The organism is Nocardioides sediminis, assembly GCF_003047295.1.
Taxonomy (GTDB): Bacteria; Actinomycetota; Actinomycetes; order Propionibacteriales; family Nocardioidaceae; genus Nocardioides; species Nocardioides sediminis.
This window is the reverse complement of the sequence record NZ_PZYZ01000002.1, coordinates 113,004-130,077: the sequence shown is the minus strand read 5'-3', so window position 1 is coordinate 130,077 and position 17,074 is coordinate 113,004. Positions and strand designations below refer to the sequence as shown.

The 17,074-nt window shown below is 72.0% G+C and carries 16 protein-coding genes; 9 read left to right on the top strand and 7 right to left on the bottom strand.

Annotation, left to right across the window (positions count from 1 at the left end):
- The first annotated feature begins 294 nt into the window (after nt 1-294).
- Genes DAI17_RS05405 through DAI17_RS05385 form a run of 5 tightly spaced genes read left to right on the top strand, consistent with a single transcriptional unit; the run spans nt 295 to nt 5,413 of the window.
- Nucleotides 295-1,410: a hypothetical protein gene (locus DAI17_RS05405; RefSeq protein ID WP_159081366.1), complete on the top strand. Its 1,116-nt coding sequence runs from the start codon at nt 295-297 to the stop codon at nt 1,408-1,410.
- Entirely contained in the window at nt 1,407-2,021 is a 615-nt protein-coding gene (locus tag DAI17_RS05400; protein WP_107771896.1) for a DUF4129 domain-containing protein, read from the top strand. Before DAI17_RS05405 ends, DAI17_RS05400 begins: the two co-directional genes overlap by 4 nt.
- Before the next feature lie 26 nt (nt 2,022-2,047).
- Nucleotides 2,048-3,136: a DUF4350 domain-containing protein gene (locus tag DAI17_RS05395; protein WP_159081365.1), complete on the top strand. Its 1,089-nt coding sequence runs from the start codon at nt 2,048-2,050 to the stop codon at nt 3,134-3,136.
- A complete protein-coding gene (locus DAI17_RS05390; protein WP_107771894.1) occupies nt 3,133-4,104 on the top strand; it encodes an AAA family ATPase in 972 nt (323 codons plus the stop codon). The genes DAI17_RS05395 and DAI17_RS05390 overlap by 4 nt, the downstream gene beginning before the upstream one ends.
- Nucleotides 4,105-4,120: 16 nt before the next feature.
- Nucleotides 4,121-5,413: a DUF58 domain-containing protein gene (locus tag DAI17_RS05385; RefSeq protein WP_107771893.1), complete on the top strand. Its 1,293-nt coding sequence runs from the start codon at nt 4,121-4,123 to the stop codon at nt 5,411-5,413.
- A 15-nt stretch (nt 5,414-5,428) separates the two neighbouring features.
- Here DAI17_RS05385 and DAI17_RS05380 read toward each other — a convergent pair whose 3' ends face one another.
- On the bottom strand, nt 5,429-6,424 hold the full coding sequence (locus DAI17_RS05380; RefSeq protein ID WP_107771892.1) for a stage II sporulation protein M: 996 nt from the start codon (nt 6,422-6,424) through the stop codon (nt 5,429-5,431).
- Nucleotides 6,425-6,447: 23 nt separating this feature from the next.
- Between DAI17_RS05380 and DAI17_RS05375 the strand changes: the two genes are divergently transcribed.
- Nucleotides 6,448-7,263 carry an RDD family protein gene (locus tag DAI17_RS05375; protein WP_107772508.1) on the top strand — a complete coding sequence of 272 codons (816 nt, stop codon included), beginning with the start codon at nt 6,448-6,450 and terminating at the stop codon, nt 7,261-7,263.
- 31 nt (nt 7,264-7,294) lie between these two features.
- Nucleotides 7,295-7,681: a hypothetical protein gene (locus DAI17_RS05370; protein ID WP_107771891.1), complete on the top strand. Its 387-nt coding sequence runs from the start codon at nt 7,295-7,297 to the stop codon at nt 7,679-7,681.
- Between the two features lie 28 nt (nt 7,682-7,709).
- Here the strand turns inward: DAI17_RS05370 and trmB are convergent, their stop codons facing one another.
- Nucleotides 7,710-8,447, bottom strand: coding sequence for a tRNA (guanosine(46)-N7)-methyltransferase TrmB (gene trmB, locus DAI17_RS05365; protein ID WP_234412257.1), 738 nt, complete (start codon nt 8,445-8,447; stop codon nt 7,710-7,712).
- 45 nt (nt 8,448-8,492) lie between these two features.
- Between trmB and DAI17_RS05360 the strand changes: the two genes are divergently transcribed.
- Together DAI17_RS05360 and DAI17_RS05355 are read left to right on the top strand one after the other, a co-directional pair.
- The gene (locus DAI17_RS05360) at nt 8,493-9,362 is read left to right on the top strand and encodes an alpha/beta fold hydrolase (protein ID WP_107771890.1); all 870 of its coding nucleotides are present in this window, start codon (nt 8,493-8,495) and stop codon (nt 9,360-9,362) included.
- Between the two features lies 1 nt (nt 9,363).
- Complete coding sequence (locus DAI17_RS05355; RefSeq protein ID WP_159081364.1) at nt 9,364-10,074, top strand: GNAT family N-acetyltransferase; 711 nt, start codon at nt 9,364-9,366, stop codon at nt 10,072-10,074.
- Here DAI17_RS05355 and DAI17_RS05350 read toward each other — a convergent pair.
- The 5 genes from DAI17_RS05350 to rpsL form a co-directional block, all read right to left on the bottom strand.
- On the bottom strand, nt 10,037-12,634 hold the full coding sequence (locus tag DAI17_RS05350) for a hypothetical protein (protein WP_107771888.1): 2,598 nt from the start codon (nt 12,632-12,634) through the stop codon (nt 10,037-10,039). The genes DAI17_RS05355 and DAI17_RS05350 overlap by 38 nt on opposite strands.
- A 131-nt stretch (nt 12,635-12,765) precedes the next feature.
- On the bottom strand, nt 12,766-13,959 hold the full coding sequence (gene tuf / locus DAI17_RS05345; RefSeq protein WP_107771887.1) for an elongation factor Tu: 1,194 nt from the start codon (nt 13,957-13,959) through the stop codon (nt 12,766-12,768).
- Nucleotides 13,960-14,031: 72 nt separating this feature from the next.
- Nucleotides 14,032-16,149, bottom strand: a complete 2,118-nt coding sequence (gene fusA / locus DAI17_RS05340) for an elongation factor G (protein WP_107771886.1) — start codon at nt 16,147-16,149, stop codon at nt 14,032-14,034.
- Nucleotides 16,150-16,229: 80 nt separating this feature from the next.
- The gene (gene rpsG / locus DAI17_RS05335) at nt 16,230-16,700 is read right to left on the bottom strand and encodes a 30S ribosomal protein S7 (protein ID WP_107771885.1); all 471 of its coding nucleotides are present in this window, start codon (nt 16,698-16,700) and stop codon (nt 16,230-16,232) included.
- Nucleotides 16,700-17,071, bottom strand: coding sequence for a 30S ribosomal protein S12 (rpsL, locus tag DAI17_RS05330; RefSeq protein ID WP_107771884.1), 372 nt, complete (start codon nt 17,069-17,071; stop codon nt 16,700-16,702). The genes rpsG and rpsL overlap by 1 nt, the downstream gene beginning before the upstream one ends.
- Nucleotides 17,072-17,074 lie beyond the last annotated feature (3 nt).

The window sequence follows — 17,074 nt, the reverse complement described above, 5'->3', positions numbered from 1 at the left end:
TCGCCTGTCTTGAACGACACGAGACGCGGATCTCGATGGTGTGTGCAGTGGCACCCGACCGGTTCGTCGGGCTGATCGGATCTCCGTCGGACGACCGGGCCGGTGCGGCGCACGCAGAGCACTGAGGTCGTTCCGGGAGAAGCGATTCAGTGATCAATGTGGTGCCGCATCCGCACGGACGGTCCGAGGGACCCGCCGGAGCAACCTGGATATCTTGGCAGAGATCGCGGGGTGCGCCAAATCGAACTGGGCCTCACCTGACAGGATTGGCTGCACTCACGAGACGGGGGTCCGATGACCGAGCAGTTCCCGCCGCCCGGGCCCACCGGGTCCGCGCCACCACCACCGCCGCCCGGCGCCCAGCCGACGGCCCCGTGGCCCGCGGCGCACCCGCAGCAGGGACCCCCGCAGGCGACGCCGTACGCGACCACGCCCCCTCCCCCGCCGCGGGGGATGCTGGGGGCCGCCCACAAGCCCGGGGCGGTGCCGCTGCGCCCGCTCGCGCTCTCGGACATGTACGACGCGGCGTTCCGGATCATCCGCTTCAACCCCAGGGCCACGGTCGGCTCGGCCGTGCTCGTCGCGGCCGTGGCGATGGCCATCCCGGTGGCGGTCACGACCTTCCTGAGCCTGGCGCTGGACCTGTCGCTGCAGGTGGACGACTCGGGCGAGCTCAGCGGGGACGTCGCCGGCCTCGTCGGCTCCATGGGCTCGCTCGGGCTCGGGACGCTGCTCCAGACCGTCGGGCTCATCCTCGTCGGCGGCATGATCGCCCACGTCGTCGCGGCCGCCGCTATCGGACGCCGCCTGGGGCTGGAGCAGGCCTGGGCCGCGACGCGCGGGAAGCGCTGGCGGCTGGTCGGCCTGACGCTCCTGCTGGGGTTGTCGCTGACGCTCCTCCTCGCGCTCTACGCCGCGAGCTGGATCCCGGTCGTGCTCGTCTCCGAGAGCTGGCAGGAGCCGACCGTCTACGGCCTCGTCAGCATCCCGCTCTTCCTGGCCTTCCTGGTCTGGTTCTGGGTGCGGGTCTACTACCTGCCCGTCCCGGCGCTGATGCTGGAGCCGGTCGGCGTCCTCGGCGCGGTCCGGCGCGGCTTCCGCCTGACGAGGGGGGCGTTCTGGCGCACCTTCGGCATCGGCCTGCTCACCGTCGTGATCGCGCAGGCCGCGGGGGCGATGCTGGCCATGCCGATCAGCTTCCTGTCCCAGGCGGCCCTGCTCGGCGGCCTGCCCGGCGAGGCGGGCGTGCTGGTGATCGTGGTCAGCCAGGCGCTGGCGTCGGTGGTGACCGCGGCCTTCGTCGCCCCCTTCACCACGGCGGTCACCGCGCTGCAGTACCTCGACCTGCGGATGCGCACCGAGGGCCACGACATCACCCTCATGCAGCAGGCCGGGATCCTCGGGGCGTGACCCGGACGGTGCCCGCCGAGCCGCCCCTCGTCCCGACCCCGGGCGAGGGGCGCTCGCTGCTGCGCCGCGAGCTGCTCGACCCGGCCTACCGCGAGGACGACCTGCTGGGCCGCCTGCTCGACTGGGTCCGCCGGGCGATCGTCCGCACCCTCGACGCCGCCTCGTCGGCCCCGCCGCTCACGACCTTCTTCGCCATGCTCGTCGGCCTGCTGCTGGTCCTGGCGCTGATCTGGCTGGTCACCCGGACCCGCGCCGACCACGCCGTGCGCCGAGCGGGCGACGCGGCGGTCCCCGACGCGACGGTGAGTGGCGACGAGTGGCGCGCGCGGGCCGAGGCGGCGTACTCCTCGGGCGACCACGGCACGGCGCTCGTGGACGGTTTCCGGGCGCTGGCCGTGCGGCAGGTCGAGCGCGGACAGCTCGACGACGCCCCCGGCGCCACGGCGCACGAGCTCGCGGCCGCGCTGGGCAGGCTGCACCCCGCCCGGTCGGACCGGCTCGAGGCGGGCGCGCGGCTCTTCGACCTCGTCCTGTACGGCGATCGCGCGGCCACCGCCGAGCAGGCCCGGTCCGTGCTCGACCTGGACGACGAGCTGGCGGGTGTCCGGTGAGGGGCTGGTGGGAGCGGCACCGGACGATGACGCTCATCGGTGGCGGCACGGTGGCCGCCCTGCTGGTGGCGGTGCTCCTCGGCACCGGCGCCCGCACCTCGGCGGCGCACGACCCCGACAACCCCGACGGCACCGGCGCTCGGGCGGTGGCCCGCGTGCTCGCCGACCAGGGGGTGGACGTCGAGGTGGTGCGCTCCGCCGCAGAGCTGGAGGACACCGAGGTCGGTGCGGACACGACCGTGCTCGTCACCTCGCCCGACGACCTGGGGCGCAGCACGGCGCGCCGGCTCCTCGCGCACGCGGACGCCGCGACCGTGGTGGTGGCCGACCCGGGCCCGGGCGCCGTCGCCGCCCTCGGCGTGGAGGCGGAGGGCATCGGCAGCGTCCCGGACGCCCCCCGCGGCGCGGCCTGCACCGACGGCGGACTGGACGCGCTGCGCGGCCTGGCGGTCGACGTGGACCGGGCCACGGCGTGGCCGACGACCGCGGGCTGCTTCGGCGGTCCCGACGGGTGGTGGCTCGCCTCCGCCGACGAGGGCCTGCTGCTCCTCGGGGCGGCCGGCATCCTGGAGAACGACCAGGTCCTGCGCGCCGACAACGCCACGGCGGCGCTGCGCCTGCTCGGCCAGGACCGGCGACTGGTCTGGTACGTCCCGGACCTGGCCGACCTGGGCGCCGACGACGGCGTCAGCCTCCGGAGCCTGCTGCCCCCGTGGCTGCTGCCGGCCGTGTGGCTCGGCGGGATCGTCATGGTCGCCGTCGCCTGGTGGCGGGGCCGGCGCCTCGGGCCCCTGGCCGTCGAGCCCCTGCCGGTGACCGTCCGCGCGCTGGAGACCACCCACGCGCGGGGGCGCCTCTACCGGGACGCGGCCGACCGCGCGCACGCCGTACGCGCGCTGCGCCGGCACACCCGGGTGACGGCGGCCGCCCACCTGCGGCTGCCGGAGCAGGACACCGACGCGCTCCTGCGGGACGTGGCGCGCGCCGTGGGGAGGCCGGCCGACGAGGTGGCCGCCCTCCTCGCCGACAGCGCTCCCCCGCCCCGCACCGACGACGAACTCATCCACCTGGCCAGGTCGCTGGCCGAGCTCGACAGAGAGGTACGTGCCACATGACCGCAGCACCCATCCAGGCCGAGGAGGCCCGGACCCGGCTCGCCGCCGTGCGCGGCGAGGTCGCCAAGGCCGTCGTCGGCCAGGACGCGGCCGTGTCCGGGCTGCTCGTCGCCCTGCTGTGCGGGGGCCACGTGCTGCTCGAGGGAGTGCCCGGGGTGGCCAAGACCCTGCTGGTCCGCACGCTCGCCCAGGCCCTGGACGTCGGGTCGAAGCGGGTCCAGTTCACTCCCGACCTGATGCCGGGCGACATCACCGGGTCGATGGTCATCGAGGGGCGGGCGGGCGAGCTCGCGTTCCGCGAGGGCCCCTTGTTCACCCACCTCCTGCTGGCCGACGAGATCAACCGCACCCCACCCAAGACGCAGTCGGCGCTGCTCGAGGCGATGGAGGAGGGCCAGGTCTCGGTCGACGGGGTGTCGCGCCGGCTGCCGTCGCCCTTCCTCGTCGCGGCCACCCAGAACCCGGTCGAGTACGAGGGCACCTACCCGCTCCCCGAGGCACAGCTGGACCGCTTCCTGCTCAAGCTGGTGCTGCCGGTCCCGGACCGCGAGGCCGAGCTGGAGATCCTGCGCCGGCACGCGGCGGGCTTCGACCCGCGCGACGTCGCCGCCTCCGGCGTCACCGCGGTCGCCGGGCCGGCAGACATCGCCGCGGGGCAGGCCGCCGTCCAGCAGGTGCAGGTCTCCCCCGAGGTGACCGGCTACGTCGTCGACATCGCCCGCGCCACCCGGGAGTCGCCCTCCCTCTCGCTGGGGGTCTCGCCGCGCGGCGCCACCGCCCTGCTCCGGGCCGCCCGTGCCTGGGCCTGGCTCACCGGCCGGGACTTCGTCACCCCCGACGACGTCAAGGCCCTGGCCCACGCCACCCTCGTCCACCGCCTCGGGTTGCGGGCCGAGGCCGAGCTGGAGGGCGTCGACGTCGGCGCCGTGCTCGCCTCCGCGCTCGGCTCCGTCCCGGTGCCGCGCTGACCGTGGTGACCCAGCCATGACCCTCACCGGCCGCGTCCCCCTCCTGCTCCTCGTCGGGCTCGTGCCCGTCGTGCTGCGCCCCTCCATGGGCACGGTGTGGACGTGGGTCCTGCTGGTCGGCCTGGTGACCGCGCTCGACTGGCTGCTCGCCCCGCGACCCTCGGCGCTCGAGGTGGTGCGCCGGCCGCCGGGGACCGTGCGGACCGGGACGCCCGCCACGTCCCGGCTCACCGTCACCTCGACCGTTCGTCGTACGGTCCGCGCCGTCGTGCGCGACGCATGGCAGCCCACGGCCGGCGCCACCGGCAACCGGCACCGGGTCGTGCTGCGCCCCGGCGCGCGCACGGTGCTGACCACGCCACTCCTCCCCCGGCGCCGGGGTGACCTCCTCGCCCTCGGCGTCACCGTGCGCCTGCCCGGGCCCCTCGGGCTGGCCTGCCGGCAGGCCACCCTCGACGTCCCCGGCACCGTGCGCTCCCTGCCCGCGTTCGAGTCGCGCAAGCACCTGCCGTCCCGGCTGGCGCGGCTGCGGGACCTCGACGGACGGGCGGCGGTGCGCATCCGCGGCCAGGGCACCGAGTTCGACTCCCTGCGTGAGTACGTCCGCGGGGACGACGTCCGATCGATCGACTGGCGGGCCAGCGCCCGCAGCCGCTCGGTGGTCGTCCGGACCTGGCAGCCCGAGCGGGACCGCCGGGTGGTGCTGGTGCTCGACACCTCACGCGTCGCCGCCGGCCGCGTCGGCGACGTGCCCCGGCTCGACTCGGCGATGGACGCCGCGCTGCTGCTCGCGGCGCTGGCGGCGCGCGCCGGCGACCGGGTCGACTTCCTCGCCGGTGACCGCACCGTGCGCTCCCGCCTGCGGGCAGCCGGGGCCCGGGACGTCGCGGCACGCCTGCAGGAGGCGATGGCCGACCTCGAGCCGGTGATCGCCGAGGCCGACTGGTCGGGGCTCGCCGGGGAGATCACCCGCCTCGGTCGTCAGCGCGCACTGGTCGTGCTGCTGACCCCGCTCGAGCCGGCGGCGGTCCGCGAGGGCCTGCTGCCGGTCCTCCCCACGCTGGTGCGCCACCACCGGGTCGTCGTCGCCTCCGTCAAGGACCCCGCCCTCGGCGCCCTCGTGGACGCACGCGGGTCCCTCGCCGAGACGTACGCCGCCGCGGCGGCGGCCGAGGTCGTCCACGAGCGCGAGCGCGCCGCCCGCGTCCTGCGGACCCTGGGGGTCGACGTGCTCGACACGGACGCCGAGCGGCTGCCGCCCGCGCTCGCCGACCACTACCTCGACCTCAAGGCCCGCGGCCTGCTCTGACGCCGTCGCAGGGCCTCAGGCCTGCGTCGCGACCCGGTCCTCGAGCAGGCCGGCGTCGAGGTCGCCGGTGTGGCCGCGCAGCGCGGCGTTGCGGCCCAGCACGAACACGTAGGCGAAGAAGACGAGCTCGGCGGCGACGCCGATGCCCACGCGGGCCCAGGTCGGCAGCGACGAGGGGGTCACGAAGCCCTCGATCACGCCGCTCACCGCGAGCACGGCGACCAGGCCCAGCGCGACCGTCCCCGCGGTCCGCCCCTCCCGCGCGAGGGACTGGGCACGCGAGAGGTCCCCGGGCTCGATCCACGACCAGAACAGCCGCAGCCCCACTCCCCCCGCCACGAAGACGGCGGTCAGCTCGAGCAGGCCGTGCGGCAGGATCAGTCCCCAGAAGTGACCGGCGTGGTCATGCCGGGTCATGATCGACCCGATGATCGCGAGGTTGGCGACGTTCTGGAAGAGCAGCCAGACCACCGGCGCCCCCAGGATGCCCAGCGCGATGCACAGGGCGGCGACCCAGGCGTTGTTGATCCACACCTGCGCGGCGAAGTGCGAGGCGGCGTACTCGCTGTAGTAGCCCTCGAAGTCGTTGCGGACGAGCTGGTCCACCTCGGCCGGGGTCAGCAACGACTGCTCGACGGCGGGGTTGTCGAGCAGCCACCACATCATCACCGCGACGACCAGGGCGTTGGCCGCCAGCGTGGCCAGCCACCACCACCGCAGCCGGTAGAGCGCGGCCGGGAACCGCTCGGTGAAGAAGGTGCGGACGCCGTGCCAGGTGGTCGCCCGGGTCCCCACGGTGCCCTGGCGGGCGCGGGCCAGCAAGGAGGACAGGTGGGCGATGAGGCCGGCGTCCGGCGCCGAGGTGCGCACGACCGACAGGTGGGTGGCGACCCGCTGGTAGAGCTCGACGAGCTCGTCGCTCTCCGCGCCGCTGAGGCGCCGCCGGCCGGCCAGCTCGTCGAGCCGCCGCCAGTCGGCCGAGTGCGTCAGCACGTAGGCGTCGAGGTCCACCGCGCCAGCCTATGCTGGCGGCGATGTCCGGCACCGCTCCCACCTTCGCCAGCCTCACCAGTGACGACCACGTCACCGGCGAGGCCGTCGCGCTCGACCTCCCACCGGCCAGCCTCGGCCCGCGGATCGTCTCCGGTCTCGTCGACGTCCTCGTCACGCTGGTGGTGCTCGTCGCGACCATCTTCCTGTTCGGCATCGCGGCCCTGCAGTCCGACGGCGCGCTGGCCCACGTGGCGTTCATCGGCACCCTGATCGCCGTCTTCCTCGTGCTGCCGACCACCGTCGAGACGCTGACCGGCGGCCGGTCCCTGGGCAAGCTCGCGATGGGGCTGCGGACCGTGCGCGACGACGCGGGCCCGATCACCGCGCAGCACGCCTTCGTGCGGGCGCTCATCGGGTTCGTGGAGATCTACGCGTTCAGCGGGGTCCCGGCGTTCTTCTCCGCCATGCTCTCGAGCAAGGGCAAGCGGCTCGGGGACTACGCCGCCGGCACCTACGTCGTCCGCAGCCGGGTCCGCCTCCAGCTCGCGCCGCCCGCCGTGATGCCGCCGGGGCTCACGGCGTGGGCGCGCACCGCCGACATGGCCGCGCTCCCCACGGGCCTGGCCCTCGCCGTGCGCCAGTACCTCGGACGCGAGGCCACCCTGGACCCCCGCCACCGGCACGAGCTCGGGGTGCGGCTGGCCGACCAGGTGGCGTCGTACGTCGCCCCGCCCCCGCCCCCGGGGACACCGCCCCAGGCCTACCTGGCCGCGGTCGTCGCCTCGCGCCGCGAGCGCGACCTGGCCAGGCTGCGGCGCGAGGCCGCCCTGCGGGAGAGACTCACCGGCGGCCGGTGACACCGTGGGGGGCCGGGCGTACCGTGGACGCATGCTGACCGGCCTGCTGGCCGTCGTCGCGTGCACCGCGATGCTCGGCCTGGTGGTGGGAGTGGCGCTGAACGCCGGCTCCCTGGGCCGGCTCGTGCACCGGCACCGCCGCTTCCCGCCCGCCCCGGTGGGACGGCCGCTGGAGCAGGTCGTCGCCGACCTGCACCGGATCCGCGCCGAGGTCCTCTCCCCGGCCCCCGGTGCCAGCAAGGTACGACGCGACGCGACGCTGGCGGCGTACGACGACGTGCTCGCCGAGGCCTGCCGCGCGCTCGACGTGCCGGACGTCCTCGACACGCTGCCGCCGGGGACCGAGCGCGACGCCGAGCGGCTCCGCGTCGAGTGGCTCCTCGAGCAGGCGGGCGTCCGGGTCACCTCCCGGCGGTGACCCCCGCGGCATGCGGGATCCCGGCCGGTCAGGTGCGGGTGTAGGTGAGGTCGGTGATGTCCCGACCCTTCTCCAGGCCCTTGCGCTCGAAGCGGGTCACCGGGCGGTCGGCCCAGCGGTCCACGCGGCCTCCCGTGAGCAGCGGCTCCGCGTCGAGCACCTCGACCATCTGCTCGGCGTAGTCGGCCCAGTCGGTGGCCAGGCGCCACCGGGCGCCCGGCCGGAGCCGGCTCGCGACGAGCGCGACGTTGGGAGGGGTGACGAGACGTCGCTTGTGGTGCTTCTTCTTGTGCCACGGGTCGGGGAAGAACGTCCACACCTCGCTGATGCTCTCGGGTCCCAGCAGGTGCTCGAGCGACCAGACGGCGTCGACCCCGCAGAAGCGCACGTTGGAGGCGCCGGCCTCGGCCACCCGCCACAGCGAGTCGGCGACGCCGGGGCGCCACACCTCGAACGCCAGGATGTTGACCTCGGGGCGGGTGGCCGCCAGCGCGGCCGTCGCCTCGCCGATGCCCGAGCCGACCTCGACCACGAGGGGCGCGTCCCGGTCCGGCCACCACGAGAGCAGGTCGAAGCCCGGGCGGTCGACCGCCTCGTCGGGGATCACCCAGTCGGCCTGGTGCGCGGCCCAGCCCTCGGCCTGCCGGGGCGTGAAGCGGCTGCCGCGGCGGGAGTAGGTGAGCACCTCCCGCATCCGGCGACCGTCCTCGGTCAGCTTGTGGTGCGGGCGGGCGGGGCGCACGGGGCCCTGGGACGAGTCGGACACGGCGGCATTCTCCCAGTCGCCTTCCCGGGCCCCTAGGTTGGTGCCGTGGAGACCCTCCGCCTCCCCGACGGCCGCTGCGCGCAGCTGTGGCTCGGCGGTGCCGACGACGGACCTGTCGTGCTGTTCTTCCACGGCACCCCGGACACGCGATGGGCCGTCCGGTTCGCCGAGGCCGCCGCCCTCGACGCCGACGTGCGCCTGCTCTGCGTCAACCGACCGGGCTACGGCCTGTCGTCCCCCGCCGCCTCGACGTACTCGTCCGTCGTCGACGACGCGGTGGCAGTGCTCGACCTCCTGGGCATCGGGCGCGTCGCCGCGCTCGGCATGTCCGTGGGCGGTGGGTACGCCGCCGCGTTCGCCGCGCGGCACCCCGACCGGGCGGGGGCGCTGGGTGTCGTCGCCACCCTGCCGATGCCCTACAGCGGCACCGGGACGGTCGAGGAGGCGATGGACGGTGCCCGGCCCGAGCTCGAGGGGTGGGCGCGCGACATCGACGTCACCGACCCGGACGACACGGCGCTCGCTGGGCGCTGGGCCGCGGCCCTGCCGGAGCAGGACGGGGCGCTCGTGCGCCGGTGGCCCGCCGCGGACGTCGCCGCCTCCGCCCGCGAGGCGCTGGCCGACCACCACGGGTTCCTGCGCGACGCTGCGCTGGCCTTCCGCCCGTGGGACGTCGACGTCTCCGCCGTCCGCTGCCGCACGCACCTCTGGTACGGCGAGGCCGACGAGCGCGCCCTCCCGGGCGCCGCGTGGTTCCGGGCGCGCATTCCGCACGCCTCGCTCGTGGTGCGACCCGGCGCCACCCACCTCGCGACGCTGGTCGGCCACTGGCCCGAGATCCTGGTGACGCTCACCCGGCCGGAGCCGTGTGGCACGCTGCGCGGAGGGACTCCGCGGCCGTGGGAGACTCCCTGACGTGCTGCTCACCACGTGGTTGCGAGCTCCGTCGCAGGACCTCGCCCTTCTACGTCAGGCGTACGACGAGGTGCTCCGGCCGAGCTTCCTGCCGGACGAGCTACCGAGCTGGGACTTCCTGCTCGCAGGCTTCAGGTCACCCGCCCGCCAGTGCGTCGGGATCCTCTACGACGAAGATCCGGTCGGGGTGCGATCGGTCAGGGCCGTTGGGGTCACCAACTGGCGCGATGGCCGACACATCGGCACGTTGAGCTATCTGGCAACCGCCCCGGCCCACCGGGGAACGGGCCTGGGCGGCACGCTGGTCGCGGAGCATGCGCACCACTGGCCGACCTTGGGCCTGGGCACCGTCCTCGGGGAAGTACACGACCCGCGGCTGCACCCTGAGACGGCTGATGAACGCCCCATGGACCGGTTGCGCTTCTACGACCGGCACGGGGCGCGGCTGGTCGGAGTCCCTTGGATCCAGCCCGCCCTCTCGCCGGACACAAGGCGATCCCGCGGCATGCTCCTGATCGTGTTGCCGCCGGTCCCCAAGGCGATCCCTGCCGGCGACCTGATCGCCTGGGCAACCGACTACTACCTGGAGGCAGAAGGGGCACCAGCGACCGATGGGGACCTCAGAGCCCTCGTGACCAGGTTCGGCGGGCGCCAGAGCTGGACGCCGGGACCGGTCATGGCGTTCGCGGAGGTGGAGCCGCTTCGTCGGTAGAAGGGTCGTCGTCCCCGCCACGCGCGCGGCGCTCCCACGACCAGGCCAGCACGCCGACGACGAGCCCGAGGAGGATGCTCACCTCCACCAGCCACACGCTTCTCCTGGACTCCAGGCCGAGGTAGGTGTTCGACCAGGAGAAGAGGTCGATGAGGCTCAGCACGGCAAGCACCGTCAGCAGCAGGGTGACTGGACGCTCTCGTCTGGCCCGGCGCTCCTCGACTGCCGCCTCGCTGCGCTGCGCCGTCGTGTTGGCCAGTCGATCGATCCGACTGCGTACGAGTTCCTGCAGCGACGACGTCGCCCCGACGCTGGCCTCCAGAGCGCCGCCGAGCGCCTCCACTCCGTTGACCGAGCAGAGGTAGGCCAGAGTCCCCCGACTGTGGTAGCTGCGCGACAGCATGAACGTACGGGCCTGGTCCAGCAGGGTGCGTACTCGGCTGATGCGCTCCTGGAGCTGGATGTCGAGACGACGCACCTCGGCGAGCGTGGAGCGGAGCTCCGAGAGGTCGAGCCCCTCGATACGACCCGGCTGGAGGAGTGTCCGGACCTCTGCCTCGTCGCGCGCGGCGCTTCGTGTCAGCCACTCTCGGCGCCGCGCGTACACACCGATGAGGCTGGCCGAGAACTCGACGAGCTCGCGGGTCTCGAGCACCTGCCAGTGAGGACAGTTCCCGGCGAAGACCAGTGTCGTGTCGCCGTGACAGCGGACCGAGGCACGCTCCCGCTGGTCAGCTGCCGGTGGACCCGTCGACCCGCGGTCCGACCCATCTGACCGAACCCACTCGAGGATGCCCGTTGCGAAGCTGCGCTGTGGGGCGACCCATGCGCTGTACCCCGCGAGCTCCTGGAGGTCGGGCGCCTCCTCGACGAACCGTCGACCATCGGCATCGACGGCGACCGCCTCCGTGACCACCAGGACCGCGTGGGCGTGGCGCTTGAGGAAGGCCCGGATCGAGACCAGGTCCTCCGAGTACTCAACCAAGGCGTCGTCCCAGGACTCCTCGGCGGCGAGGGCGTCGGTCGCATCGACCCGGTGCTGTTCTGCGCTGTCCAGGGCCGCGGCATAGTTGGCGAGATCGTGGATGATGTGGGCGACCAGGTCGACGAAGCCGGACCAGGTCGTCCCGTCGGTTTGTGTCCCCGCTGCCCCCCGTGGCACGAACCATAGGGTGTTGTCGCCGCACTCGTCGCCGATGCGACGTACGAACTGGTCGACCTGGTGCGGCGTCCAGGCCGTGCCGCCGCGCTCCCAGGTCTCCCCACCGTCGTGCGACACGGGGGTGTTTGTCCCGACACCCGCGCGCACGTAGTAGTTACCGAGGCCACCGAGTCGCACCTCGAGGTTCAGGTCCCTGAAGACCACGCCGTCCGCAGTGCGGAGTACCAGCTCGTGCGACTCCCAGAGCAGACGCACGCCGACGTGGATCAGGTGGTCCTCGCCCAGGTTGGGCGCCCACGCGTCGGTCTGGGGCGTGTCCATCAGCACCGTGGGCATCCCGCACAGCACGGGCAGGTCCTCGGGGACACCTTCTCCGCCCTCGAAGTGCGCTCGCAGTCGTTGCCGCACGACATCACTGCCGGTCGGCGAGACCGGAAGCCCGAACGGATAGACGAACGCGACCTCGCCGCCCGTCATCGTCAGGGACGCCCTCTGCTGGAGCAGGAGATCGCGCGACGACTCCAGGGTCAGCCGGTGGGCCCGGGACTCCGAGGCGAACACACCTCGCCGCCCGGCCGGGCTCCGCTCGAACTCGACACATGCGGCGATGGCGTCGTCGAGGCATCCCAGGACCTCCTTGTCCTGGTCTCGTTCGCCCAGGTTGTCCTCGAATGCTCGGGCTGCGGGACCTACGGCTTCCGCGAGAAGGCGGAAGAACGGGAGGGTGTGGCCGACGTCCGATCGCAGCAGACCGACCAGTGTGCGGGCCACGTCATCGGGGCCTCGTGAGTCGGGAGCCAGCTTGCCCTCGACTTGTTCAAGCCGGACGACGACGACCCGCGCGCGGTCGGACAAGCGGCGCGGTGAAGTTGCACCCAGGGCGTCCTCGACCTCGAACTGACAGGGAAGGCTTTCGGCGAGCATCCGCGTCGCGTCGACCGTGCGCCAGTGGAGGTCGTCCTCGCCGGGAGCCCCGAGGCCCGCCACCCATCCACTGAACACGTCGACCAGGGCCACGACGGGCTCGTGGTCGTAGGAGTACTCCCAGAACGCCAGGGCCTCGAAGTAGCAGAACAGCGAGAGCAACGCGGTTTCTGCGCTGTCGGGAGCCTGGTCCGGCAGCAGGCCGATCAACGACCTCCAAGCCACCTCCGACAGCTCGGTCCAGTCGTCCGGGTCCGCAACCCGACCGACGACGTCGGGGTGCGCGAGAAGAGGGGCACGTTGGCCGGTGTAGACGGCCTGCGAAAAGCGCCGCCAGACCGACAGCGTCGCGTGCGGTTGTCGAGGATCGCCCAGCGCCTCCTCCACCAGCGCCCGCAGAGGTCGCACGTCCCGTGCGTGCCACGCCCTGCTCAGCTCCGCGACGCGCGCCTCGGTCAGTCCCCCGATCGACATGCCGTGAGCGTAGGCAGAAGGAGACCCTCCCCGCGGCGTATTCCCTGATTCACCGCGCGGCGACGCCCCGCAGACGCAACGAGGCCCCACTCCCGAAGGAGTGGGGCCTCGCTGGTGGAGAAGAGGTCAGATCACTTGGTGATCTTGGTGACCCGGCCGGCGCCGACGGTGCGGCCACCCTCGCGGATGGCGAAGCGCAGGCCCTCGTCCATGGCGATGGGCTGGATGAGCTCCACCGACATCTCGGTGTTGTCGCCCGGCATGACCATCTCGGTGCCCTCGGGGAGGGTCACGACGCCGGTCACGTCCGTGGTACGGAAGTAGAACTGCGGGCGGTAGTTGTTGAAGAACGGCGTGTGACGGCCGCCCTCGTCCTTCGAGAGGATGTAGACCGAGGCCTCGAAGTTGGTGTGAGGCGTCGTGGTGCCCGGCTTGATGACGACCATGCCGCGCTCGACGTCCTCGCGCTTGGTGCCACGGAGCAGGAGACCGACGTTCTCACCGGCCTGGCCCTCGTCGAGCAGCTTGCGGAACATCTCGACACCGGTGACGGTCGACTTCTGCGAGCCCTCGCGGATGCCGATGATCTCGACCTCCTCGTTGACCTTGACGATGCCGCGCTCGATGCGACCGGTGATGACGGTGCCGCGACCGGTGATCGTGAAGACGTCCTCGACGGGCATGAGGAACGGCTTGTCGGTGTCACGCTCGGGGGTCGGGATGTAGTCGTCCACGGCCTGCATGAGCTCGGCGATCGACTCGCCCCACTTGGCGTCGCCCTGCAGCGCCGGGAAGGCGGCAACGCGGACCACGGGGATGTCGTCGCCCGGGAACTCGTACTCGGAGAGGAGCTCGCGCACCTCCATCTCGACGAGCTCGATGAGCTCGTCGTCGTCGACCATGTCGCACTTGTTGAGGGCGACGACCAGGGCGGGCACGCCGACCTGGCGGGCGAGCAGCACGTGCTCACGGGTCTGCGGCATCGGACCGTCGGTCGCGGCGACCACGAGGATCGCGCCGTCCATCTGCGCGGCACCGGTGATCATGTTCTTGATGTAGTCCGCGTGACCGGGGCAGTCGACGTGGGCGTAGTGCCGCGACTCGGTCTGGTACTCGACGTGCGCGATGGAGATGGTGATACCGCGCTGGCGCTCCTCGGGGGCCTTGTCGATCTGGTCGAAGGCCGAGGCCTCGTTCAGGTCCGGGTGCTTGTCGTGCAGGACCTTGGTGATCGCAGCGGTCAGCGTCGTCTTGCCGTGGTCGATGTGACCAATGGTTCCGATGTTGACGTGCGGCTTGGTCCGCTCGAACTTCGCCTTAGCCACTGTGGGCTCCTCCTGGGTGTGGTTGTTACTTGACTCGTGGTTGGTTGGTGCAGCCGAGGATCCGGACGAGGACTACTCGCCGCGGACCTTCTTGATGATCTCGTCGGCGATGTTCGTGGGAACCTCGGCGTACGAGTCGAACTCCATCGAGTACGACGCCTGGCCGGAGGTCTTGGACCTCAGGTCGCCAACGTACCCGAACATCTCGGACAGGGGCACAAGGGCGTTGACCACCATGTCCCCGTGACGCTCCTCCTGGGCCTGGATCTGGCCGCGGCGGGAGTTGATGTCGCCGATCACGGTGCCGAGGAAGCTCTCGGGGGTCGTGACCTCGACGGCGAACATGGGCTCGAGCAGGACCGGCTTGGCCTTGCGCGCGGCCTCCTTGAACGCCTGGTTTCCGGCGATCTTGAACGCGAGCTCGGAGGAGTCGACGTCGTGGTAGGCACCGTCGGTGAGCGTGAACTTCACGTCCACCATCGGGTAGCCGGCGAGCACGCCGAACTCCATGGCCTCCTGGCCGCCCTGGTCCACCGAGGGGATGTACTCCTTGGGGACGCGACCGCCGGTGACCTGGTTGACGAACTCGTAGCCCGCGCCGGTGCCGGTCTCGGGGTCGATGTTCGGCTCGAGGTCGATGACGACCTTGGCGAACTGGCCCGAGCCACCCGTCTGCTTCTTGTGGGTGTAGGAGTGCTTCTCCACCTTGTTGCGGATGGTCTCGCGGTAGGCGACCTGCGGCTTGCCGACGGTGGCCTCGACGCGGAACTCGCGCTTCATCCGGTCGACGAGGATCTCCAGGTGGAGCTCGCCCATGCCGGCGATGATCGTCTGGCCCGTCTCCTCGTCGGCCTTGACCGTGAAGGTCGGGTCCTCGTCGGAGAGACGCTGGATGGCCGTGGAGAGCTTCTCCTGGTCACCCTTGGTCTTGGGCTCGATGGCGACCTCGATCACGGGGGCCGGGAAGGTCATCGACTCGAGGACCACCGGGTTGGCCGCGTCGCACAGGGTGTGACCGGTCTTGGTGTCCTTGAGGCCCATGACGGCCACGATCTGGCCGGCGCCGACCGACGCGATCTCCTCACGCTTGTTGGCGTGCATCTGGTAGACCTTGCCGATCCGCTCCTTGCGACCGTTGACCGAGTTGACCACGGACGCGCCGGCCTCGAGCTTGCCGGAGTAGACGCGGACGTAGATCAGCTTGCCGAGGTGCGGGTCGGAGGCGATCTTGTAGGCGAGGCCGGAGAACGGCTCGTCGTCGGACGGCTTGCGCTTGATCTCCTCCTCCTCGTTGTTGACCGCGTGGCCGACGATCGCGTCGATGTCCAGCGGCGAGGGGAGGAACTTCACGACGGCGTCGAGCAGGGGCTGCACGCCCTTGTTCTTGAACGCGGTGCCGCACAGGACCGGGTTGAGGCGGTCGGCCAGGGTGGCGCGACGGATCGCGGCCTCGAGCTCCTCGACGGTGAAGTTCTCGTCACCCTCCTCGAGGTACTTCTCCATGACCTCGTCGTCGGCCTCGGCCAGGGTCTCGATGAGCTTCTCGCGGTACTCCGCGGCCTGCTCGGCGAGCTCCGCCGGGATCTCCTCGACGTCGTAGTCCTCGCCCATCTTGGTCTCGCCGCGCCAGGTCAGGGCGCGCATGCCGACCAGGTCGACGACGCCGAGGAAGTCGGACTCGGCACCGATCGGGAGCTGGAGGACCAGCGGGGTGGAGTTGAGGCGCTCGACCATCATGTCGACGCAGCGGAAGAAGTCCGCGCCGGTGCGGTCCAGCTTGTTGACGAAGCACATGCGGGGGACCGAGTACTTGTTGGCCTGGCGCCAGACGGTCATCGTCTGCGGCTCGACGCCCGCGACACCGTCGAACACCGCGACGGCGCCGTCGAGGACGCGCAGCGAGCGCTCGACCTCGGCGGTGAAGTCCACGTGACCGGGGGTGTCGATGATGTTGATCTGGTGGTTCTTCCACCAGCAGGTCGTCGCGGCGGAGGTGATCGTGATGCCACGCTCCTGCTCCTGCTCCATCCAGTCCATCGTGGCTGCGCCGTCGTGGACCTCACCGATCTTGTAGGAGATACCGGTGTAGAAGAGGATGCGCTCGGTCGTGGTGGTCTTGCCGGCGTCGATGTGCGCCATGATGCCGATGTTGCGGACCTTGTTGAGGTCGGTGGTGATGTCGACAGCCACTGTTGGGTCTCAGTCCCTCGAAGAGTTGGTGGGGCGGTGGGGGGTGGAGCGCACCACCGGGGCGGCGCGCTCCACCGTGGTCACCAGCGGTAGTGGGCGAAGGCCTTGTTGGACTCGGCCATCTTGTGGGTGTCCTCGCGCTTCTTCACCGCGGCACCGAGGCCGTTGGAGGCGTCGAGGATCTCGTTCATGAGGCGCTCGGCCATGGTCTTCTCACGACGGTCGGCGGCGTAGCCGACGAGCCAGCGCAGCGCCAGCGTCGTACCACGGTTGGCCTTGACCTCGATCGGGACCTGGTAGGTCGCACCGCCGACTCGGCGGGACTTGACCTCGATGGCCGGCTTGACGTTGTCGAGCGCGCGCTTGAGCGTGACGACCGGGTCGGTGCCGGTCTTCTCGCGGCAGCCCTCGAGCGCGGTGTAGACGATGCGCTGGGCGACCTGCTTCTTGCCGTCCTGGAGGACCTTGCTGACGAGCTGCGTGACGATCTGCGAGCCGTAGACCGGGTCGACGACGAGGGGGCGCTTGGGAGCGGGACCCTTGCGAGGCATTACTTCTCCTTCTTCGCGCCGTAGCGGCTGCGGGCCTGCTTGCGGTTCTTGACACCCTGGGTGTCGAGCGAGCCGCGGATGATCTTGTAGCGGACACCGGGGAGGTCCTTCACACGGCCGCCGCGGACGAGCACGATCGAGTGCTCCTGCAGGTTGTGGCCGACACCCGGGATGTACGCCGTGACCTCGACGCCGCTGCTCAGGCGCACGCGGGCGACCTTGCGGAGGGCGGAGTTCGGCTTCTTGGGGGTGGTCGTGTAGACGCGGGTGCAGACGCCGCGGCGCTGCGGGGATCCCTTCAGGGCAGGCGTCTTGTTCTTGGACACCTTGTCCTGGCGGCCCTTGCGGACCAGCTGCTGAATGGTGGGCACCGA

Coding starts and splice junctions, on each gene's coding strand:
- DAI17_RS05405 (WP_159081366.1), top strand. CDS start 295: ATGACCGAGCAGTTCCCGCCGCCCGGGCCCACCGGGTCCGCGCCACCA.
- DAI17_RS05390 (WP_107771894.1), top strand. CDS start 3,133: ATGACCGCAGCACCCATCCAGGCCGAGGAGGCCCGGACCCGGCTCGCC.
- rpsG (WP_107771885.1), bottom strand. CDS start 16,700: ATGCCTCGCAAGGGTCCCGCTCCCAAGCGCCCCCTCGTCGTCGACCCG.
- DAI17_RS05370 (WP_107771891.1), top strand. CDS start 7,295: ATGCTGACCGGCCTGCTGGCCGTCGTCGCGTGCACCGCGATGCTCGGC.
- DAI17_RS05395 (WP_159081365.1), top strand. CDS start 2,048: ATGACGCTCATCGGTGGCGGCACGGTGGCCGCCCTGCTGGTGGCGGTG.
- DAI17_RS05375 (WP_107772508.1), top strand. CDS start 6,448: ATGTCCGGCACCGCTCCCACCTTCGCCAGCCTCACCAGTGACGACCAC.
- DAI17_RS05350 (WP_107771888.1), bottom strand. CDS start 12,634: ATGTCGATCGGGGGACTGACCGAGGCGCGCGTCGCGGAGCTGAGCAGG.
- DAI17_RS05385 (WP_107771893.1), top strand. CDS start 4,121: ATGACCCTCACCGGCCGCGTCCCCCTCCTGCTCCTCGTCGGGCTCGTG.